Consider the following 21,012-nt stretch of genomic DNA (forward strand, 5'->3'; position numbering starts at 1 on the left):
TAACGTTGAAGCGGAGAATCCACTCTCCCCTTTGGGGAGATGCCGAAGGCAGTGGGGTTTGCTCCCCTCCTTGAAAGGAGGGGTTGGGGGTGGTCATTTTCCTTTGCACAGAATGATGACGGGGGATTTTGGATTGGATAGAGAAATGAAAAACGCATCGGGAAACTGAAATGAAGCAGTACCTCGCCTTCGTGAAGAAAGAATTTCGGCACATTCTGCGCGACAAACGCACGCTGCTGATCCTGTTCGGAATGCCTATTGCGCAAATTCTGATCTTCGGTTTTGCGCTGAACAATGAGGTCGAAAATGCGGGCGTGGCGATCTATGACATGGCGGGCGATTACGAGAGCGAATTGCTTCAGCAGCGCATCGAGAATTCAGAGCAGTTCTTTATTGAGGCGGAGTGTGAGAACACGGATTGCATCGAAGATGCATTTCGCCAGAACAGAGCGCGATTGGGAATTATCATTCCTGCGCATTTCGGGCAAGACCTTCTGAATGGCGAAAAACCACAGATCAAGATTGTCAGCGATGCCAGCGACCCGAACCAAGCGCAGGTACTCACATCGTACGCCACTGCCATCATTCTCACACATGTAAAAGGTCGCGCCAACGTTGTTCAGGAAGCACCGCTGGTTTCGGCCATTCCGCGTATGATCTTCAATCCCGAACTGAAAGCGGTTTACATGTTCGTTCCAGGTGTGATGGGATTGATTCTGCTGCTGGTCGGTGCGATGATGACCTCTCTCACCATCGCCCGTGAAAAGGAACTCGGAACGATGGAACTTTTATTGGTTTCACCGCTGCATTCGTGGCACATCATTTTCGGAAAGGTCACGCCTTATTGGCTGCTCAGTTTCACCAACGCGATGATCATCGTTTCGCTCGGAATTATCGTTTTCGATATGCCGATGAACGGTTCGGTGGCGCTGTTGATAGGTAGTTGTCTACTGTTCAGCCTTACCGCGCTGGCTTTGGGAATTTTCATTTCATCGCGCGCCAATTCGCAGATGGTGGCCATGTTCGCTTCCATGATGGGGCTGTTACTTCCGACCATCCTCCTCAGCGGCTTCATTTTCCCGATTGAGAACATGCCGCTGGTGCTTCAAGTGGTATCCAATATCATTCCTGCCAAGTGGTTCATCATGCTTATCAAAGGGCTGATGATCAAAGGTTCGGGCATGAATGTGATCTGGAAACCCGTGGCCGTGCTCACATTCATCATGCTGTTTCTGGCCGTGGCCGCCACAAAAAGCGTCAAACCAAGATTGAACGGATGAGTGCGCTGCCACATATCATCCGCAAGGAATTCCGCCAGATCAGTCGGAACAAGGTGATGATCCCGCTGCTGTTTCTGATGCCGATCGTGCAGCTAATTGTGCTGAGCTACGCAGCCGATTTTGAAGTGAAGAATGTCAACATGGCGATTGTCGATCTTGACAAAAGTGTCACTTCGCAACGGCTCATCAACAAGTTCACTTCGTCTGGTTATTTCAGTCTTGTTGGGAGTTTTTCGAATGCGGAAGAAGCGATGCTTGAACTCGAGAAGGACGAAACGGACATGATCCTTTGCGTTCCGAAAGACCTTGATGCCGACCTGAGCGATATGCAGCCTGTGAAGGTGCAACTGCTACTCAACGCGGTGAACAACCAGAAAGCAGGAATTGCCAGCAATTATAGCATGCAAGTGATCAATGCGTTCAATGCTGACCGTTTCAAGAACATTTCGCTCCCTGCGGGAATCGCACCGCTTACAGTTGACATCCGAGAATCGTACTGGTACAACAGCGATCTGAATTACAAAGTGTTTATGGTGCCCGGCATTCTGGCCATTCTGGTAACGATGCTCACGGCTTTTCTCAGCAGCATCAACATCATCCGCGAACGCGAAATGGGTACCATCGAGCAGCTCAACGTCACGCCTATCACCAAGTTTGAATTCATTCTTGGAAAGATCATTCCGTTCTGGATCATCGGCATGTTCGTAATGAGTTTCGGGTTGGTAATCGCCTACCTTTTGTTCGGAATCACAACCGCAGGAAGCGTGCTAACGCTTTACGCCTTCCTTGCCATCTACCTGATTGCCATTCTCGGTATCGGCATTCTCATCAGCACCATTACCGAAACACAACAACAGGCCATGTTCGTTACGTGGTTCTTCTTGGTGATCTTCCTGCTGCTCAGCGGCCTGTTCACACCCGTTGACAGCATCCCAGAATGGGCGAAGATCTTCAACCTCTTCAACCCGATCAAGTACTTCGTGGAAGTGATGCGGATGGTGATGCTCAAAGCCAGCACGTTCTCCGATATCCAACATCATTTTATGGTGATGTGCGGTTTTGCCGTGGCCTACAACTTGCTTGCTGTGAGAAGCTATCGCAAGACGAGTGGTTGACGAAATTTTTCTGCTTGTACAATCCAAAAGCTTATTTACATTTGCAGCCCCGAATTCGGGAAATTAGCTCAGTTGGTTCAGAGCACCTCGTTTACACCGAGGGGGTCGGGGGTTCGAATCCCTCATTTCCCACCAGAGAAAGCCGTTCATATTGAACGGCTTTTTTGTTTCAAACCACCTCGGCCACCACAAACGTACTTCCGCCAACGTAAATAATGTCTTCTGTTTTGGCTTTAGATTTTGCAGATTCCAACGCTTCTTGAACGGTAGAGTAGGAGGTGTGCTTCAATCCGAGTTCGGTTGCTTTTTCGGATAGAATGACCACATCTAAACCGCGCGGCACATCTGGTTTGCAGAAATAATAGGTTGCTTCTTTTGGTAGCATTACGAGGGTTTTCGAAACGTCCTTGTCGTTCACCATTCCCCACACAAAATGGAGTTGATCGGGTTTTCGATTTGAGAGTAGGCGCTTGAGATTGGGTTCCAAACCCTCTCTGTTGTGTGCGGTGTCGGCAATGACCAACGGATTGCGCTGCAAAACCTGCCAACGACCGCGAAGACCAGTTTGCTTTACAACGGAGTTAATTCCTTTTTTGAAATGCTCTCTTGTCACGTTCCAACCAGCATCGGAAAGTGTTCTTACTACTTCAAGTGCTGTAATAAGATTCTTGGCTTGATGCGGACCAGAAAGCTCGCTGACAACTTCCAATTCCATTCCGTCATAGTGGCGCAAGTGCATTTCGAGTTGGTCGTCTTCCAAAATCTGTTTGCGTATTTCCCATTCGCGGTTCGCGAAACGCAAACGGCTATTGGTTTGTCGTGCTTTTCCTTCGAAAACTTCGGCAACTTCCTGTTGGAATTCTCCAATTACAACGGGAACATTCGGTTTAATGATTCCTGCTTTTTCTCCAGCTATTTCGGGCAGTGTTTCGCCTAAGAACTGCTGATGATCGTATCCAATATTGGTAATGACGGAAAGTTCGGGCGTGATGACATTCGTGCTGTCCAGTCTTCCGCCCAAACCGACCTCGATAATGGCAATATCAACCTCATTCTTAGCAAAATGGTCGAAAGCCAAAGCAACGGTCATCTCGAAAAAAGAAGGTTTGATTCGTTCAAAATCGGCTTTGTATTTCTCTACAAAATCAATGACCGATTGCTCTGAGATCATCTCGCCATTGATCTTTATCCGCTCGCGGAAATCCTTTAAGTGAGGCGAAGTATACAATCCGACTCTGTAGCCAGCAGCTTGGAAAACTGAGGCCAGCATGTGGCTAACCGAACCTTTTCCATTCGTTCCCGCTACGTGAATGCTTTTGAACTTCTGCTGCGGATTATCCAACAGTTCGCAAAGCGCGAGCGTGTTGGTGAGGTCTTTCTTGAAAGCTGGTGCACCTTGCCGCTGGTACATTGGCAGTTGGCTGAACAGGTAGTTGAGTGTCTCTTGGTAGTTCACGGCCTGTCAATATAGCGTCATTTCGACCGAGGAACGAGCGGAGAAATCTTTAGACATGCGGACTTAGATTCCTCGACTTCTCCGCCTGAGGAGGATTCGCTCGGAATGACAGAAAAGAAAATCATCACTCCAAAATGAATACAAAGGTCATGGTGCCAACCTGCTGAATAGGCGCATCAGGATTGGAATTGAACTTCGTGTTATAGGCGGCTTCGGTAGCCAGTTTCTCCAAGTGGCGGTCGGTGGTTGTAGAACCGCGAGCGCCTGGCGTAGCCTTCACCACTTTGCCGTATTTATCTACTATGATCTCCACCACAACCTTTCCTTCTTTCTGCGAGGTATCGGTGATCTTTGGTGCCGAGACCATGCTTCTTCCACCCAAACTGAATGACATGCCGTTGCCGCTTCCACCCAAGCCGTGCGGTGCGCCAGGTGTTCCATCCAAACTTCCCTGATTACCGCCAGGCTTCGTGTTGCCTTCGCCACCGCCAGTTCCTTTTCCAGCCTGCGCTTTCTCAAACAACGCTTTGCTTTTGGCGATTTGCTCTTGACGGATGCGCTCTTCCTCGGCACGTTTCTGTTCTTCCGCGATGCGCTTTTGCTCCTCCAATTTTCGCTTTTCAGCTTCTGCACGTTCCTGCGCTTCTTTCTGCTTGCGCAAGGCAATGGCCTCTTCGCTTTCCTGGGTTACTACTTCTTCTTCAACCTGTGGTTCCGAAGTTTCAGCAACCGATTGCGGCTGAACCACCTCTTCCACCACTTCTTCAACCGTTTCGCTTGGTGGGGCAGGGTCGCTTTCAACCGTTCCCAAACCCGTTTCCGTATTTCCGAAGTTGATCATCATGCCTTCTTCGGGTGGTGGATATACGTACGTCATGCCCAAAAACGCGAATGCCAGCAGCAGCAACGCGTGAATGGTCAAGGACGTGATCAGTCCCTTGCGTTTATTTTTCTTTTCCTGATCGGTCATTACTCTGGTTTTGTGGCCAGGACGATCTTGTATTGGTTCTGGTAAGCAATGTCCATCACTTTCACCGCGTACTCGATCGGAACACCTTTCTCAACACCCAAAACAATCACAGGCTCTGAAGCCTCATTTTTCGCCATGGCATCCTTTAGATGTTGTTTGATCACGTATTCCATAGATTCAGGACTAACGGTTTCATTATCCACCTTGTGAACCAACGATTTGTTGATTGAAACAGAGATGGTCTGCTTCTTCACCGACTTCGATTTGCTGCTTGGCAGCACGAGGTCCAACGCGTTGGTGGTAACCAGTGTGGAAGTAAGCATGAAGAATATCAGCAACAGGAACACGATGTCAGTCATGGACGACATGTTGAACGTTGGATCGACCTTATTTCTTGTTCGCAATCCCATTTTTCTATTTATTGATTCTGTTGGTCATTATCTAAGAGCGACTGTTGCAAAGACATTTTTTTGGCCACAGAAACACAGATTTTCACAGATTCTTCAGAGAAAACATGGTGTTTTTTCTGTGAAAACCTCAGTGCCTTCTGAGTCTCTGTGGCTATTTCATGTTGCTTATACATAAAAGACGAACTATCATAAATAATGAAGAATTGATCATGCTGGCTCGTGCAGCAGGTCGATGAACTCAGTAGAGCGCGCTTCCATCTTGAAAACCACTTTCTCCACCTTGGCCACAAGGATGTTGTAACCCAAGTACGCCATAATTCCCACTACAAGACCCGCAACCGTGGTTGTCATGGCCGTGTAAATACCGCCTGCCAGCATTTCCACATTCACCTGTCCGCCAGCATTTGCCATTTCGTGGAAAGCGAGGATCATCCCGATAACCGTTCCAAGGAAACCGATCATTGGCGCGGCACCCGAAATGGTAGCCAACGTGGCCAGGTTCTTCTCCAATTTGTAGGTTTCCAGTTTGCCCACGTTTTCAACGGCTTCCGTAATGTCGTGCAGCGGTCGGCCAATACGTGAAATCCCTTTTTCGAGCATACGCGCAACAGGGCTATCCGTCTTAATGCAAAGCGCTTTGGCGGTAGAAAGATCGCTCTTGCTAATGCTGTCTTTCAGCGCGCTCATAAAGGTAGCGTCCTCTTCTCCCGCCTTGCGAATGGTGAGGAATCGTTCCACAAAAATGTAGATGGCAATTACGCTCAGCACGAGCAGCGCAAGCATAATTATCTGGCCGCCCAATCCGCCAGAGGTCATCAGCTCCAGTATCGATAGCGTTTTTTCTTCTCCCGCCTGTTCTGGAACTTCTACGGTTCCTTGCGCCATTGCTGTGGTTATGAACAACAGATTCATGTGTGTCAAGATTAAAAGTTGAGGTAAAGTGTGCTCGTACCGAAAGTATCAAAGATGCATGCTGGCTTGGTTGACCCGATTTCCATTTATAAACACCGACATGTTAGCTTTAGTATGCAATCCAAGTACGAAATCGGGCCTTTCAGCACGCGCATTTTTCAAAATTGAGACATAATTGATCAGGGCGTTCCCGCGCGTGACCGTAGGCTGAGGCTCACGAAGCCTACAATAGCGCGGTCGGGCTTTCCCCTGTATCTTTTTTGTGAAAGACAAAAAAGGATGCCGCTGCAACTGCGAAGCACCTCACGGGCGTTGCCCGTAATCCTTAACGCAAGCGAACCGCGGCTGTCATTTCGACCGACCGAAGGGAGTGGAGAAATCTCATGTCTTGGAAATAGATTCCTCGGCTACGCAAGCTCCGCTCGGAATGACATTAACTAATCCGCGCTGCCAGTTGACGCCCAAGCCTCTCCACAATTCCAACAACCAGCGCATTTCCCATAAAGAATGCGCGCTTTTGGTCAGTAATTCCTTCCAGTTTGGTGTGGTCGTCTGGGAACATATTGAGTCGCTCCAACTCTTTTGGTACAAGTCTGCGGTATTTGCCGTCTTTCAGTACCACATGTTTAAACCGTGATGGCGTTTTGCCGCCTTCGCCTGTAATGATGGTGCGAGATGGTTTATTTAACAGGTCAGGGAAGTTCATTCCACCTTCCGCATACGAATAGGTGTGGCCGCTGCTGTTGGTACGCTCAATCTTCTTGGCACCTTTCTGGAACTCCCAACTTTTCAGTTCAGCCTTACTGATGAAAAACTCCTTCGGAACTTCAGAATTCGGAACAAGAACTTCTTCCAGAACCTTTTCTTCTCCTTTATAATCGCTTTCAGTTTTCAGCGTCCAAAACTGACCATCAATCATTAAACCCGTATTCTGAAACGGAGATAGTTTTCCGTCTTTATTGAACTCATCAGAAATCGTTGTCAGGTCAGATTCAAGTTTATCCGAAAACGGTTTCTGCGAGGTTTCTTTCACAGGAAATTCAGTTGCAACCACTCCAGTTTTGGTCAACCATTCGGTTTTGGCGGCTTTTATCTGCTTGTAAATTTCAGTCGAACGGTGATAGCCAAGGATGAAAATCCGTCTTCTTCGCTGCGGCATTCCGTATTCAGCGGCATTGATCACACGCCATTCAACCGCATAACCCAACGCATTCAATGATGAAAGCATAATGGCAAAATCACGACCACGTTGCGATTTGGGCGAAATCAACAGGCGATCCACGTTTTCAAGCATCAAATACTTCGGACAATCACTTCCTTTCCTGCGCAAAATGGCTTCAATACTCCACCAAAGCACACCTTTCTTACCTCGCAATCCTTTTGAGTTTCTTAGTGTTGTTGCTACCGAATAATCCTGGCATGGAAATCCTCCGACCAAAAGGTCATGGTCTGGAATCTGCTCAAAATCGTGTTCAACGATCTCCTCAATGTTGGCATTTGTGTGATTGGCATTCGGCCAACGGCTTTCGTAAACCAAACTGGCATGTTGCTTTTTGGTGCTCGGTTCCCATTGGTTGCTCCAAACCACATTGAATTCGGAACTGGCCTGTTCCAATCCCAATCGGAAACCACCAACACCCGCAAAAAGCTCAACAACCCTGATGCTCATCGCACCAAAGATATGTTGCCATTAAATTGGATCAAAATGGTTGATTCAGTTTGACCCCCTCGGCCTTCGGCCACTCCCCCTTTCAAGGGGGAGAATTGGTGGGATATTGAGAGCTTAATGTGAAGAATATTCCCCTCCCGAAAAGGAGGGGTTGGGGAGGTCAGACTCCGAAAAGGAAATCAACCAGTAGCATGAAAACACCACAGCCTACCAAGAACCCGACAGCGGCCATCCACGCGATCTTTTTCAGATACCATACGAAGCTGATGCGCTCCATTCCCATGGCCACAACGCCCGCAGCAGAACCGATGATGAGCATACTTCCGCCTGTCCCTGCTGAGAAGGCAATGAAATGCCAAATGTGGTGATCCGTTGGCAACTGGAACATTCCCATGCTGGCAGCTACCAACGGAACGTTATCGATAATGGCCGAACCAACTCCAAGGAGCACTACGAAAATGTCGTCTGGAATAGCGTTTCGCACACTCTCACCAAGTTCGAAGATCATTCCTGCACTTTCCAGCGCAGCCACCGCCATCAGAATACCGAGGAAGAAAAGGATACTTGGCATTTCGATGCGTGAAAGCGACTTGTGAACCGGGCTGTGGTGCGTCACAGCGTCAGACATGGTAAAGGCCAAATGACTTCTGATTTCTGCAACCGTGGCAACAACGGCCAGTCCGAGCATCATGCCAATGTAAGGAGGCAGGTGTGTAATCGTTTTGAAGACCGGAACAAATACAATGGCGCCCAATCCCAAAAGCAACATGCTAAGGTCAGCTGGTTTTTCATCGGCATCCGATTCTGGAACTTGCAAATCGCCTTTGAAAACAGGAAGCAGCGTGGCGATGAACGTTGGAACCGCCATGCATAGGAATGATGGCAACAACAGATGCTCGATCAGTTTGGCACTCGTCACCTTGTTGCCGATCCAGAGCATGGTGGTGGTCACATCGCCAATAGGTGACCAAGCACCTCCAGCATTCGCACCGATGATGATAAGACCTGCGTACCACATGCGGTCTTCCTGTTTGTCAACGAGTTTCTTAAGGATGGTTACGAGTACGATAGTCGCTGTAAGGTTGTCGATCACTGCAGAAAGCACGAACGAAAGGATTCCCATGATCCACAGCAGCGTGGTCTTCTTTTTCGTCTTCACAAATTGCTTGATGGCACCGAAACCGTTAAAGTGGTCGGTGATCTCAACAATGGTCATGGCACCCATCAGGAACACCAGGATTTCGGCTGTTTTGGCAAGATGGTGCAACAGCATATCGTCCATGTGAACAGGTACAAGGCCATCTTCGATTTCAAAAACGGGAACGTGCGCCAACGCTATCACCGCCCAAAGCAGTGCCATCATGCTCAGTGCCGGGATGAGCTTGTCAACTTTAAGCGAGTGTTCGAGTGTAATGGCCAGATAGCCGAGAACAAAAATTGCGGTAAGAACGATTTCCATTGGTTAGTGTATTTCTTGTTGTGGATGATGTTCGAGCAACTCCTCCAGCGCCAACTGAAAGGCAGTATTGCTCACGTTAAGGAGTGATGAATTCTTTTCGTGCACCTTTTTAAGTGCCTTGTAAATGGTTTTCGATGTATCGCTGAAGATGGCATCGTCCGTCAGATCCTTGTCTTCGTAGGTCATCAGGAATGCAAACGCCCGCGCCATACCGCAGTTGGCAATAAAATCGGGGATGAGGCTCAGTTGATCATCTGCCTGACTCATGATCGGGCCGTAGAAGATCTCCTTATCCGCAAACGGAACATTGGCTCCGCTCGAAATGGTTTTCAGACCCGCCTTTACAAGGCGGTTCAGCTGGTCGGCAGTTACCAATCGCGAAGCTGCTGCTGGAATGAAAACATCGGCATTCACGTCCCAAATGCGGCTGTTCACCTCATCGAAACTCAGCATGCTATCAACTTCCAGTTTATTGCCTTTTTTATGGTTGATGAAGAGATTCTTGACCTCTTCCAACCCGAAGCCCGATTCGCTGATCAGGCCACCATCCTTGTCAATGACTCCAACGATGCGCGCACCAGCATGTGCCAATTCCATGGCCGCGGCCGATGCAACATTTCCCCAACCCTGCACGATCACGCGCTTTCCCTCCAACGATTCGTTGCGGAAAATGGAGTAGAAGTGCTTCACAGATTCGCTCACACCGAAACCAGTGATCATATCCGCCACGCGGTATTTCGTGGGTCCATCAGGACAGTAATTCGGGTCTTCCAAAACCTTGGAAACACCATTTCGCAGCTGCCCGATCTTACGGATCTTCTCTGCTTCGGTAGGATTGAAATGCCCGTTCACAATGCCTTCCTGTGGATGCCAGATGCCGAAACTCTCTGTGATCGGAATCACTTCATGGATCTCATCCACATTCATGTCTCCACCCGTTCCGTAGTAGTTCTTTAGAATGGGTGAAACGGCTTTGTACCACCGTTCCAGAACGCCTTTTTTGCGCGGGTCGCTTGGGTCGAAATCGATACCAGATTTGGCACCACCGATGGCAGGTCCACTCACCGTGAACTTGATCTCCATGGTCTTGGCCAACGAAACAACCTCGTTCTTATCGAGCCCTTTCCGCATGCGCGTGCCGCCACCTGCAGCTCCACCACGCAGCGAGTTGATGACAACCCATCCGCGTGCTTCGGTCTCGCGGTCATTCCATTCAAAAATGATCTCGGGGTCGGTCTCCTCGTATTTTCTAAGAAGCTCTTTCAAGGTGCGTGGGTACGCTCAAAATTCCGCGCAAATGTAAGAGAAAATCAATCCTGCAATTGTCAGTAAAAATGACCCTTAAATTGTTGGTTGATAAACGGTTCCCGAACACGAATCGCGCGAAGCGCCCGTCACGGAACGAAGCACATTTGTCTCATCATTTACTCGAAGAACGCCCAAGAAAGCGAAGATCAACGCTTCCTTAAACTCAATGGTCTGCTTGTCGGGGATGATGAGATCGGCCAAACAGTAGGCGTTCATTCTTTCCATCAAGAATGAGTTGTACGCGCCACCGCCAGTTACCAGAACCCTTCCGCCTGGTGCCTTTCTTTCAACCACGCGAGCGATCTGAATCGCGACATGTTCCACAAATGTTCGCATCAGATCCACTTCAGTTAGACTGGATTCCTTTAAGAGTGGGGTGACGACAGTTTCAACCCATTCGCGCGCTAACGATGGACGGATATCCTCTTTATAGAGGTCGAGACTGTTCAGTCGGTCAAGAAGTGCTTCGTTCAGTTTTCCTGATCGGGCGAGTTCTCCGTTGTGGTCAAACGGATGGCCAAGTCGGTTTGCCAGTTCATTCAGAACGATATTCACAGGGCAAATGTCGAATGCACGTCTTTCGCCATCTTCCTTAAAACTGATGTTGGAAAAACCGCCCAAATTCAGGCACGCATCAAATTCAGAAAAGAGCAATTCATCTCCAACTGGAACGAGTGGCGCGCCTTGTCCGCCCAACGAAACATCCAGTGAACGGAAATCATTTACGCAGGTAATTCCTGTAATGTCAGCAATGATTCGTCCATCACCAATTTGAACGGTGATTACGTTTTCAGGCTGATGAAAAACCGTGTGGCCGTGCGAGCAAACAAGTTCCGGTTTTGCCAGTTGATTCTTTTGCAGAAATGAGTTCACATTTTCTCCAATGAATTGGCCAAACTCAACATGCAATTGTCGCAGTTCTTCATCAGACAGATTATGTGCCGTGGCGAGTTTCTTTCGCCAATGTTCATTGTAATTCACGCAATCAGCGTGGATGATTCTGAAACCCCATTTTCCATCGAAATCGAACTCAGCCAAACATAGATCGAGGCCGTCAAGCGATGTACCCGACATGATTCCAATAGCTGTGATGCGACTGAGTTTCATTTTACCGATTCTTATTCTGCGTCAAATCTGAGAAAATCTGTGCATCCGTGGCCAATGCATATAACTTCAATAAATTACATTTGCCGCTCACCAAAGCAGATCTGAGATGAAATTTGAGTTGACAGAAGAGCAATTGATGATACAGAAGGCCGCTCGCGATTTTGCGCAGAGCGAACTGTTGCCAGGTGTTATTGAGCGCGATGCGAAGATGGAATTCCCGCACGAGCAGGTGAAAAAAATGGGCGAACTCGGTTTCCTTGGTTTGATGGTTGACCCGAAGTATGGCGGCAGCGGCATGGACACCATTTCGTATGTGTTGGCCATGGAGGAGCTTTCGAAGATCGACAATTCGGCTTCGGTCTGTATGAGTGTTTGCAACTCGTTGGTGAATTGGGGATTGGAGAAATACGGGACCGAAGAGCAGAAACAGAAATATCTCGTTCCGTTGGCGACAGGCCAAAAACTTGGAGCATTTGCGCTTTCTGAGCCAGAGGCTGGTTCAGATGCAACTTCGCAGCGCACCACGGCCATTGATATGGGCGACCATTATCTATTGAACGGCACCAAGAACTGGATCACAAACGGTGGAAATGCTTCAACTTACTTGGTGATCGCGCAGACGGATGCGGACAAAGGTCACCGAGGAATCAACGTTCTTATCGTAGAAAAGGGAATGGAAGGATTTACGGTTGGACCGAAAGAGGATAAACTCGGAATCCGTGCTTCTGACACGCACTCGTTGATGTTTCAAGATGTGAAAGTGCCGAAGGAAAACAGAATCGGTGAAGACGGCTTCGGGTTCAAATTCGCCATGATGACACTTTCGGGTGGACGAATCGGTATTGCTGCACAGGCACTTGGAATTGCGCAAGGTGCGTATGAGCTGGCATTGGCGTATTCAAAAGAGCGCAAAGCGTTCGGGAAGACCATCAATCAGCATCAGGCCATTCAGTTCAAGTTGGCAGATATGGCCACCGAGATTGAAGCCGCGAGGATGTTAATCTATAAATCAGCTTGGCAGAAAGACCAAGGTTTGAACTACGACCTTTCAAGTTCTATGGCAAAACTCTACGCTTCTAAAGTGGCGATGGAAACCACCATTGAGGCAGTTCAGGTTCATGGTGGTTACGGCTACGTGAAAGAATACCACGTTGAGCGTTTGATGCGCGATGCAAAGATCACGCAGATCTACGAAGGAACTTCTGAGGTTCAGAAGATTGTGATTTCAAGAGCTGTTACGAAAGACTAAGCAAGAAGCAGTTCCGCTGCTTTTTCCAGTTTATTTCCTCGCGAACCTTTGATTAGGACGGTTTCGTTATCAAACGGATGGTCTTTCAACCATTCGTTCAATAGATCTACATTTTCGAAGAAATGGAATGGAAAATCGTTTTTGAACTGATTGAATTCCTTTCCGACCAGACAGACTGTTTTCAACTTCAATGAAGTCAAGCGTTCGCAGATGTTGCGATGCTCTTCTTCGCTTGTCGGACCAACTTCAAGCATTTCGCCCAAAATCACCGAATGGTTCTCACCTTCCGAACCAACTAAATTGTTGATGGCCACTTCCATACTGCTCGGGTTGGCATTGTAGGCGTCAAGTATGAATGTATTGCTTCCTTTTTTTCGAACCTCCGAACGGTTGTTCGAAGGCTCGTAGCTGGAAATGCCTCTGGCTATTTCTTCATCGGTCAGACCGAAAACGATTCCAGTCGCAACAGCCGCCATTATATTTGGAAGGTTGTAAGTTCCAGTAAGGTTGGTTTTAACAACTGGCGCATCATCCAATGTTCCTTCATTCACCTTTCGTTTCCATTGCACAGAGACAAGGTTTCCATCGCGTACAATCTGACCTTGAACATCATCTGTTGGCAATGCTCCGTACAGGAATGAGGCATCTTTGCTGGCATTCTGCATCAACAGTTTATCGCAACTGTGCACCAGCAGTTTGCCACCATGCTTTCTAATGTGGTCGAACAGTTCCGTTTTGGTCTTCAGCACACCTTCCAAACCACCCATTGTTTCCAAATGTGCCTTCCCAATGTTGGTGATGAGCGCATAGTTCGGATCGGCAATGTCACACAGTTCTTTGATGTCGCCTTGCTTGCTGGCGCCCATTTCAATAATGGCAATTTCATGCTCAGGCCTTAAACGAAATAACGTAAGTGGCACTCCGATGTGATTATTGAAATTCCCCGCAGTCGCCAGCACGCTGAACTTTTGACTCAATACCGAATGCATCAATTCCTTTGTGGTGGTTTTGCCATTTGAACCTGTAATTCCGATAACGGGAATATCGAATTGATGTCGATGGTAAGAGGATAGGTCTTGTAGGGTCTTCAGTCCGTTCTGAACTTTGATGAGGCCTTTGACATCTGGCAGGTAAGCATCGTCAACCACCGCATAAGCTGCGCCCTTTTGCAAACTGTCCACAGCGAAAGCATTTCCATCAAACGTTTCTCCCTTCAACGCGAAATAGATGCACCCTTCGGTGATTTTACGGCTGTCCGTTGAAATGACCGGATGTTCCTTATATAAATGGTGTAGTTCGGAAATTTCCATGGGTGAAAAATAAAAAGCCCGAACCAGTTATGGTTCGGGCTTTTGTGTGAGTTATGAAATATCGTTAGTCCATTGTCTGAGAACCGACTCTGTGCATGGCGCATCGGAAGCCGATATCATCAGTTGATTGTTTGGCATCCAAGAAACGTCTTGTTCCAGGAACCAGCCAGTAAGCGCGGTCTTTCCAAGAACCTCCTTTGTAAACATGCGCTTCATCGTTGATAAGCGAGGTTGCGCCCCACTCATACATACGCTTGTCAGCCTTGGTACCACCTGTGTTGTACTCATCGTTTGAGTAGAAGATCGATGATGCATAATCGCCATCCAAGAAGTTGATGTTGTCAGCCTTCTTGTAGTTTCTACGCTGGGTGTTCTCTTCTTCGGTCACGTCTCTCCAAATGATGCGACCAAGACTGTCCTTCTCTGCGATCTCGCCTTCTTCCTCACGGAGTTGCGTTTTGAAAACGTTACCACGGAACATGTTGAAGTCGTCATCATCTTCCATACTCAACGGACGGTAAACGTCTTTCACCCACTCATTCACGTTTCCTGCCATGCAGTAAAGACCGTAATCGTTTGGCCAGTAAGACATGACATCGGTTGGAATGTTGGCACGGTCATTCAAGTAACCCGCAGCACCCATGTTATCACCTTTTCCACGCTTGAAGTTGGCCATCATTTCACCCTTGTAGCGATCGTCAGCATTTCGCATGTACGCGCCATTCCAAGGATAAAGACGTCTTTCGGTCACACGCTCGAAAACGGTGTTTCCGATAAGCCCAAGGGCCGCAAATTCCCACTCTGCTTCTGTTGGGAGTCGGTAGCGAGGAAGCATGATACCGTCCTCAATACGCACCTTACGTGTGTCTTTGTTCGGATCAAGGTCCAACAGATCGGAACGGACAAGACCTTCGTACTGTCCTGCCAAATATGCATCCGTGTTGAAGTTGTCCTCATCCACCTGATTCGGGTTCGTTCTGAGGATTCCCTCACGGATCATGATCATCTCGTTCACACGGTCCGTTCTCCAAGCACAGTAATCATTCGCTTGCAACCAGTTTACACCAACTACAGGGTAATAGTTGTAAGCAGGATGACGCAAATACAACTCAACATAAGGTTCGTTGAAACCAAGCTTGCTTCTCCAAACAAGTGTATCAGGAAGCGCGCGCTTATAAACTTCTGGGTAACTCGCATAGAAAACGCGTGTCAACCAGTACAGATATTCACGGTAATCAACGTTCGTTACTTCTGTCTCATCCATATAGAAGGAAGAAACCGTGGCCCTTCTTGGAATGTTGTCCCAATCGTAACGGACATCCTGCTCCACGCGGCCCATGGTGAATGTACCACCTTCGATGAACACGAGGCCGGGACCAGTTTCCTGACCCTCCCAAGGTGCTACTTCAAAACCGCCATTTTTCGGGTCGTTCACATTCCAACCTGTTGTGTTGGAACGGTCTTTTTGGCAAGCACCCAAAAACAGGGAAGCCAGCGCAAAAACGCCTATGAATTTGAGACTGTTGAACTTAATTGTCTTCATGATTCTTGTGTTTCGAAACGTGCTATAAACGTAAAAACGAACTCTTGGTTACGTTATTGTATCAGAACGATGGGCAGTCGATGGCTCTGAATTTCTTCTTCGGTTTCTTACAGCCGAACTGCAATCCGAGCGAAAATTCGTGAGATCCAGCGGTATTGTTCGTCAGGGACGATACAGTTACGTCATAACTGTAACCGAACTTGAACGCTCCTTGCTGGAATCCGATGAGTACAATGAATGCATCAGGATTGTTGAAACTCTGACGAAACCAGATACCTCCCACCATAAAGCTCTTCGCCAAGTAGAAACCATAATTGATCTGCTGGAAATCCTGCTGGTGCTGATAGAGGATGTTCGGAGAGAATGCCCACTTCTTATCCTGCTCCCGTCTTCTACCGAAGTAAAATGTGTAACCCGCATGGCCAGTAAACTTCACCGGAAGCTTGCTGTAACCTGCAAAACCTTCATCGGGCTGCGTCAAGTGGTTTGCCGAAAACCCGATGAAGAAATTCTCGGTGTAACCGATGATACCGGCCGAGAAATCTGCAAAAATTTTGTTCGTATTTGGTTGAACCTCTTGCGTTGGGTAAACAAACCCATAACGCGGATCGATCATATCACCGAAGGTCAACTTGTTCCAGTTGATGCTACGTTGCATGACTGTAGCCTGAGCCCCGATCCTCAGAGAGAATTTTCGGGAAATATTCATGCGATATGCATAAATAAGGCTTCCCTGAAAACTATTTAACGTCCCTTCTCCAGCGCGGTCTGCCATAAAGTGTCCCGCAAGACCCCCATGAAGGGCATTCACATCCATATCGAAAGACGCACTGTAGGTGACGAAGGTCCCGGAAATAGCTGGCCATTGGTTACGGTAGTTCATAATGACGCGCGGACATCTTTTAGAACCGGCAAAAGCAGGGTTCAAATAGATGGGATTGGCGTAGAACTGCGTAAACTGAGGATCCTGAGCTATTGCTTCATTGACCGACCAAGTCCCTACAAATACCAACACGAAGGCAACGAAAAACCGCTTCAGCATTCTGGTTTTTTGAAATTTAAAGGACAATAATACGAATAAATTTAGTTTGGATTTGCCAGCAACAAAGTCGATCAAAATGATTGTTTTTCTGCAATATTTTTGAACCCCGTTCGTTCAGCCGCTGTTTCCTGATCTTGCGTTAAGTTTGAGGCTTTAACGAATTGACAGGCAATATTATTATGATTTCGGCTTTTATGCTGTCCAAACCGAATAAAATCGTTTCTGCCCGAATGAAAAAAACGCTCGCATTAATAGGTATAGGTGTCCTTTGCTCGATTGTAACTTTTGGTCAGGTGAGGCAGATCGACAAACGACAGGCCGCTGTTGGCCGAATTGCTGATGGTGAAGCCATCAATTGGACCGATCCTGTAACTGAAGTGAAATATGATGGTTCCACTCGTCATTACTTGATGTTTGAGGGGGCCATTTATTTAGATGATACATCCCTTCCGTATGTGGTCAATAATATTCGGTCATCACGCCAAGCAACTGTAACCGCTACGCTTTCAAACTTGGTTTTTGAGTCTGTGAGCATGGATGAGATGAAAGCGTTGGAAGGACTTTCGGTTCCTTCTGCCATCTCAGTTAAGGTTGATGATTACACCGAGCGCAAGCAATCGTACTCGCGGGTGTCGTTCATACCTTTAAGAAAGAACCCTCAAACAGGGCAAATTGAAAAGGTGGTCTCCTACAAGTTGAACACCAGCCCAAAACCGCTTGCAGCAAGGAAATTAACCGCCACGCATGATTATGCTTCATCTTCTGTGCTTGCGGTCGGAAACTGGTATAAACTGGGTGTTTCGCAGGACGGGATCTACCGCATTACATACGATGACCTTCAGACGTTGGGAATGGACGTGAATTCCATCGATCCAAGACGTATCAATATATATGGTAATGGAGGCGGAATGCTTCCTCAGCCGAATGACATTTTCAGACATGATGACCTGCAGCAGAATGCCATTGAAGTTGTGGGTGAGGCGGATGGAAGCTTTGACCAAGGCGATTACATTATTTTCTATGCGAAAGGACCGCACACTTGGGTTGAAGACACTACAAGCTGTGGCAAGTTCCGCCATATATTCAATGCCTATTCAGATAAGGCGTATTACTTCATTACGGTAGACCGAGGTATGGGAAGACGCGTGGAAACCGTAGTACAGGCTTCTGGATCTGCTACCAATACGGCCACAACATTTACGGATTATCAGTTCCACGAAACGGATAATGTCAATCTCCTCAAATCTGGTCGTGATTGGTATGGTGAAGAATTCGACATCCAAACTTCATACGCATTCGACTTCGGTTTTTCGAATGTGACCAACGAGCAAGGTTATCTTTCTGTGCGTTTCATCGGGCAATCATCTACTTCCGGAACAGCCTATTCTGTGAAAGTCAATGGGACCAGCGTTGTTTCGCAACATACGCTGAGCAGAGTGAATGGAGGGTATGATTCGGTCGCCATACCCGGTAGGGATTGCGTACCCGTTTCATTTTCCTCGGGAAATACAAATGTTAACATCACCTATTATAAAGCAGGTAATGCCAGTGCGGTAGGCTGGTTGGATTACATTGAGATCATTCTGAAACGGAATCTTTCGATGGCAGGAGGACAGATGGCATTCCGAAACCTGGAAACGGTCGGAGTTGGAAACATCACAGATTTCAAAATCTCGAATGCAAATGGCGCGTTGAAGATTTGGGAAGTGACCGATCCTACCAATGTTTCGAGAAGAGATATGAGTTTGCAAGGAAGTGTGGCAAGTTTTAAAGTGGAGACGGATTCGCTACGACAGTTTGTGGCCTTTAATGGCAACAGCTTTTTAACACCAGAATTGGTCGGATCGGTTCCGAATCAGAACTTGCATGGACTTGATCAGGCCAATATGATCATTATATCGCACCCTGATTTTTTGAGCGAGGCACAGCGATTGGCCGATTTTCATCAGCAGAGCGAAACAAGTCCATTGTCGGTGCATATCGTCACTCCCGAACAGGTCTTCAATGAGTTTTCTTCAGGTGCACAAGATGTCTCGGCCATCCGCGACTTCGTGAAAATGTTCTATGATAGGAGCAATTCATGGGAAGACCTTCCCCGTTACCTGCTTCTTTTTGGTGATGCATCGTATGACTACAAGGACATTCTGGCCGACAACACCAATTACGTTCCTACTTACGAATCGCCCGAATCGTTGACACCCACCATCAGTTATGCATCTGACGATTATTATGGCCTGCTTGACCCCGATGAAGGTGAGTGGACCTCATCTGCAAATGATGCTTTGGACATAGGCGTGGGCCGGTTTGTGGCCAGAACGCTGGATGATGCGCGCGCCATTGTAGATAAGATATATAGGTATGATGAACTATTAATTGCATCGGTCAACACAAACGCGAACTGCTGTGACGGAACCAACGGTACCACCAACACGCCAGATTGGCGCAATCGCATCGTTTTCATTGCGGATGATGAAGACAGCAACATGCACATCAATCAGGCAGATCAGCTGGCAACCATGGTCGATACGATGTATCCTGAGTATAATCTCACCAAGATCTATTTTGATGCTTACGTGGAGGAATCGACACCAGGTGGCCAACGTTATCCTGAGGTGACAACGGCCATCAACACGGCAGTTCAGCGCGGAGCGCTCATCCTTAATTATACCGGACATGGTGGAGAACTCGGTTGGGCACACGAGCGGGTACTTGGCGTTTCGGACATTACCGGATGGACGAACATCGATAACCTTCCCGTTTTTGTAACGGCCACTTGCGAGTTCACACGCTATGACGATCCGGAACGGATATCCGCAGGTGAGTGGGTTCTCCTGAATCCGAATGGAGGCGGAATTGCGCTTTTCACTACATCGCGCTTGGTGTATTCGGCTCCCAATTTTACGTTGAACAAGAATTTCTACCTCAACCTTTTGGTGGAACAGCAATGGGGACCACCGACCATGGGCGATGTGATCCGGATGACGAAGGTGGCCAGCGGTGGCTCGGTCAACAACCGGAACTTCTCGCTGATGGGCGATCCTGCGCAGCGGCTTTCCTTTCCATTGCATAAGGTGGAAACCCTGACCATTAACGGAGATGATATAAATTCTGTGACCGATACAATAAATGCGCTTCAGCTCGTTACTGTGACCGGTACAATGCAAAACAGAAACGGACAACCGATGCCAGAGTTCAACGGAGTGGTCTATCCGACCGTGTTCGACAAGGCCTCCGTGGTAAGCACATTGGCCAACGACCCGGCTTCCAACGTTCGACAGTTTACGGTACAGAAGAACCTTATATATAAAGGTAAAGCAAGCGTTACAGATGGTAATTTCTCCTTCTCCTTCGTGGTGCCGCGAGACATTTCGTACAACTACGATTTTGGCCGCATCAGCTATTACGCAGAAGGCAACAATACCAACGCCAACGGTTATTATGAAGAATTCGTTATCGGTGGTTCGAACGATAGTGCTGTTGTTGATGGCGTTGGCCCAACGGTGCGTTTATATATGAACAACGAAAGCTTCGCCTATGGCGGAACAACCGATGAGAACCCGTCACTTTATGCGGTTGTATCTGACACGAACGGGATCAACACGGTAGGAAACGGAATCGGACATGACATCACAGCTGTGCTGGATGACAATACTACTTCGACCCTGAACCTGAATGATTTTTACCAATCCGATCTGGATAGTTATCAAAGCGGAAAAGTGGTTTATCCGTTCAGCAACCTGAGCGAAGGAACGCACAATCTGAAACTGAAGGTGTGGGACGTTTACAACAACAGTTCGGATGCCTACACGGAATTCGTGGTGGCCAAATCGGCCGATCTTGCTCTGGAACACGTGCTCAACTATCCGAATCCGTTTACAACGAGAACCTCGTTCATGTTTGAGCACAATCAGCCTTGCAACAGTTTGGACGTGCAAGTGCAGATCTTCACGGTTTCGGGCAAACTGGTGAAAACGATAAGTGAAACTGTGCTTTCAAGTGGATTTAGAAACGACCCGATTGAATGGGACGGCTTGGACGATTACGGTCAGAAGATCGGTCGTGGCGTGTACCTGTATAATTTAAAAGTAACAACACCAGATGGACAGCATGCCGAGCAGATCGAGCGGTTGGTCATCCTCAATTGATTGATTAAAACACAACATGGCTATATTTGCAGCCCTC

General features: G+C 47.8%; 15 protein-coding genes and 1 tRNA gene. 5 read left to right on the forward strand and 11 right to left on the reverse strand.

Annotation, left to right across the window (positions count from 1 at the left end):
• Nucleotides 1-170 precede the first annotated feature (170 nt).
• From GC178_11930 to GC178_11940, 3 genes are all read left to right on the forward strand, one after another.
• Nucleotides 171-1,280, forward strand: coding sequence for an ABC transporter permease subunit (locus GC178_11930; GenBank protein MBI1288274.1), 1,110 nt, complete (start codon nt 171-173; stop codon nt 1,278-1,280).
• Complete coding sequence (locus GC178_11935) at nt 1,277-2,395, forward strand: ABC transporter permease subunit (GenBank protein ID MBI1288275.1); 1,119 nt, start codon at nt 1,277-1,279, stop codon at nt 2,393-2,395. Before GC178_11930 ends, GC178_11935 begins: the two co-directional genes overlap by 4 nt.
• Nucleotides 2,396-2,452: 57 nt before the next feature.
• Nucleotides 2,453-2,530 (forward strand) — tRNA-Val (locus tag GC178_11940).
• Nucleotides 2,531-2,564: 34 nt separating this feature from the next.
• Here the strand turns inward: GC178_11940 and GC178_11945 are convergent.
• The 8 genes from GC178_11945 to GC178_11980 all read right to left on the reverse strand — a co-directional run bounded on the left by GC178_11945 (nt 2,565) and on the right by GC178_11980 (nt 11,686).
• Complete coding sequence (locus tag GC178_11945) at nt 2,565-3,851, reverse strand: bifunctional folylpolyglutamate synthase/dihydrofolate synthase (protein MBI1288276.1); 1,287 nt, start codon at nt 3,849-3,851, stop codon at nt 2,565-2,567.
• Nucleotides 3,852-3,975: 124 nt separating this feature from the next.
• The gene (locus GC178_11950; protein ID MBI1288277.1) at nt 3,976-4,821 is read right to left on the reverse strand and encodes an energy transducer TonB; all 846 of its coding nucleotides are present in this window, start codon (nt 4,819-4,821) and stop codon (nt 3,976-3,978) included.
• Nucleotides 4,821-5,231, reverse strand: coding sequence for a biopolymer transporter ExbD (locus GC178_11955; GenBank protein MBI1288278.1), 411 nt, complete (start codon nt 5,229-5,231; stop codon nt 4,821-4,823). The genes GC178_11950 and GC178_11955 overlap by 1 nt, the downstream gene beginning before the upstream one ends.
• Before the next feature lie 207 nt (nt 5,232-5,438).
• On the reverse strand, nt 5,439-6,116 hold the full coding sequence (locus GC178_11960) for a MotA/TolQ/ExbB proton channel family protein (GenBank protein ID MBI1288279.1): 678 nt from the start codon (nt 6,114-6,116) through the stop codon (nt 5,439-5,441).
• Nucleotides 6,117-6,576: 460 nt separating this feature from the next.
• Nucleotides 6,577-7,812 (reverse strand): DNA (cytosine-5-)-methyltransferase, encoded by a 1,236-nt coding sequence (gene dcm, locus GC178_11965; GenBank protein ID MBI1288280.1) that lies wholly within the window; start codon nt 7,810-7,812, stop codon nt 6,577-6,579.
• Nucleotides 7,813-7,972: 160 nt separating this feature from the next.
• Complete coding sequence (locus GC178_11970) at nt 7,973-9,271, reverse strand: sodium:proton antiporter (GenBank protein ID MBI1288281.1); 1,299 nt, start codon at nt 9,269-9,271, stop codon at nt 7,973-7,975.
• A gap of 3 nt (nt 9,272-9,274) precedes the next feature.
• Nucleotides 9,275-10,537: an amino acid dehydrogenase gene (locus GC178_11975; protein MBI1288282.1), complete on the reverse strand. Its 1,263-nt coding sequence runs from the start codon at nt 10,535-10,537 to the stop codon at nt 9,275-9,277.
• A gap of 75 nt (nt 10,538-10,612) precedes the next feature.
• Nucleotides 10,613-11,686: an anhydro-N-acetylmuramic acid kinase gene (locus tag GC178_11980; GenBank protein MBI1288283.1), complete on the reverse strand. Its 1,074-nt coding sequence runs from the start codon at nt 11,684-11,686 to the stop codon at nt 10,613-10,615.
• Nucleotides 11,687-11,792: 106 nt separating this feature from the next.
• Here GC178_11980 and GC178_11985 point away from each other — a divergent pair, with 106 nt between their 5' ends.
• Nucleotides 11,793-12,935, forward strand: coding sequence for an acyl-CoA dehydrogenase (locus tag GC178_11985; GenBank protein ID MBI1288284.1), 1,143 nt, complete (start codon nt 11,793-11,795; stop codon nt 12,933-12,935).
• On the opposite strand, the gene murF is transcribed toward GC178_11985, so the two are convergent.
• The 3 genes from murF to GC178_12000 all read right to left on the reverse strand — a co-directional run bounded on the left by murF (nt 12,932) and on the right by GC178_12000 (nt 16,830).
• Nucleotides 12,932-14,245 (reverse strand): UDP-N-acetylmuramoyl-tripeptide--D-alanyl-D-alanine ligase, encoded by a 1,314-nt coding sequence (gene murF / locus GC178_11990; GenBank protein ID MBI1288285.1) that lies wholly within the window; start codon nt 14,243-14,245, stop codon nt 12,932-12,934. The two genes, GC178_11985 and murF, sit on opposite strands and share 4 nt — an antisense overlap.
• A gap of 64 nt (nt 14,246-14,309) precedes the next feature.
• Nucleotides 14,310-15,788: an SUMF1/EgtB/PvdO family nonheme iron enzyme gene (locus GC178_11995; protein ID MBI1288286.1), complete on the reverse strand. Its 1,479-nt coding sequence runs from the start codon at nt 15,786-15,788 to the stop codon at nt 14,310-14,312.
• A gap of 61 nt (nt 15,789-15,849) precedes the next feature.
• A complete protein-coding gene (locus GC178_12000) occupies nt 15,850-16,830 on the reverse strand; it encodes a type IX secretion system membrane protein PorP/SprF (GenBank protein ID MBI1288287.1) in 981 nt (326 codons plus the stop codon).
• Nucleotides 16,831-17,009: 179 nt separating this feature from the next.
• On the opposite strand from GC178_12000, the gene porU reads away from it, so the two are divergent.
• A complete protein-coding gene (porU, locus tag GC178_12005) occupies nt 17,010-20,975 on the forward strand; it encodes a type IX secretion system sortase PorU (protein MBI1288288.1) in 3,966 nt (1,321 codons plus the stop codon).
• Nucleotides 20,976-21,012 lie beyond the last annotated feature (37 nt).

It is taken from the genome of Flavobacteriales bacterium (assembly GCA_016124845.1).
GTDB lineage: Bacteria > Bacteroidota > Bacteroidia > UBA10329 > UBA10329 > UBA10329.

Excerpts from the sequence above, each read along its gene's own strand:
- GC178_11930 (MBI1288274.1), top strand. The coding sequence starts at position 171 with ATGAAGCAGTACCTCGCCTTCGTGAAGAAAGAATTTCGGCACATTCTG.
- GC178_11935 (MBI1288275.1), top strand. The coding sequence starts at position 1,277 with ATGAGTGCGCTGCCACATATCATCCGCAAGGAATTCCGCCAGATCAGT.
- GC178_11950 (MBI1288277.1), bottom strand. The coding sequence starts at position 4,821 with ATGACCGATCAGGAAAAGAAAAATAAACGCAAGGGACTGATCACGTCC.
- GC178_11955 (MBI1288278.1), bottom strand. The coding sequence starts at position 5,231 with ATGGGATTGCGAACAAGAAATAAGGTCGATCCAACGTTCAACATGTCG.
- GC178_11960 (MBI1288279.1), bottom strand. The coding sequence starts at position 6,116 with ATGGCGCAAGGAACCGTAGAAGTTCCAGAACAGGCGGGAGAAGAAAAA.
- dcm (MBI1288280.1), bottom strand. The coding sequence starts at position 7,812 with ATGAGCATCAGGGTTGTTGAGCTTTTTGCGGGTGTTGGTGGTTTCCGA.
- GC178_11970 (MBI1288281.1), bottom strand. The coding sequence starts at position 9,271 with ATGGAAATCGTTCTTACCGCAATTTTTGTTCTCGGCTATCTGGCCATT.
- GC178_11980 (MBI1288283.1), bottom strand. The coding sequence starts at position 11,686 with ATGAAACTCAGTCGCATCACAGCTATTGGAATCATGTCGGGTACATCG.
- GC178_11985 (MBI1288284.1), top strand. The coding sequence starts at position 11,793 with ATGAAATTTGAGTTGACAGAAGAGCAATTGATGATACAGAAGGCCGCT.
- murF (MBI1288285.1), bottom strand. The coding sequence starts at position 14,245 with ATGGAAATTTCCGAACTACACCATTTATATAAGGAACATCCGGTCATT.
- GC178_11995 (MBI1288286.1), bottom strand. The coding sequence starts at position 15,788 with ATGAAGACAATTAAGTTCAACAGTCTCAAATTCATAGGCGTTTTTGCG.
- GC178_12000 (MBI1288287.1), bottom strand. The coding sequence starts at position 16,830 with ATGCTGAAGCGGTTTTTCGTTGCCTTCGTGTTGGTATTTGTAGGGACT.
- porU (MBI1288288.1), top strand. The coding sequence starts at position 17,010 with ATGATTTCGGCTTTTATGCTGTCCAAACCGAATAAAATCGTTTCTGCC.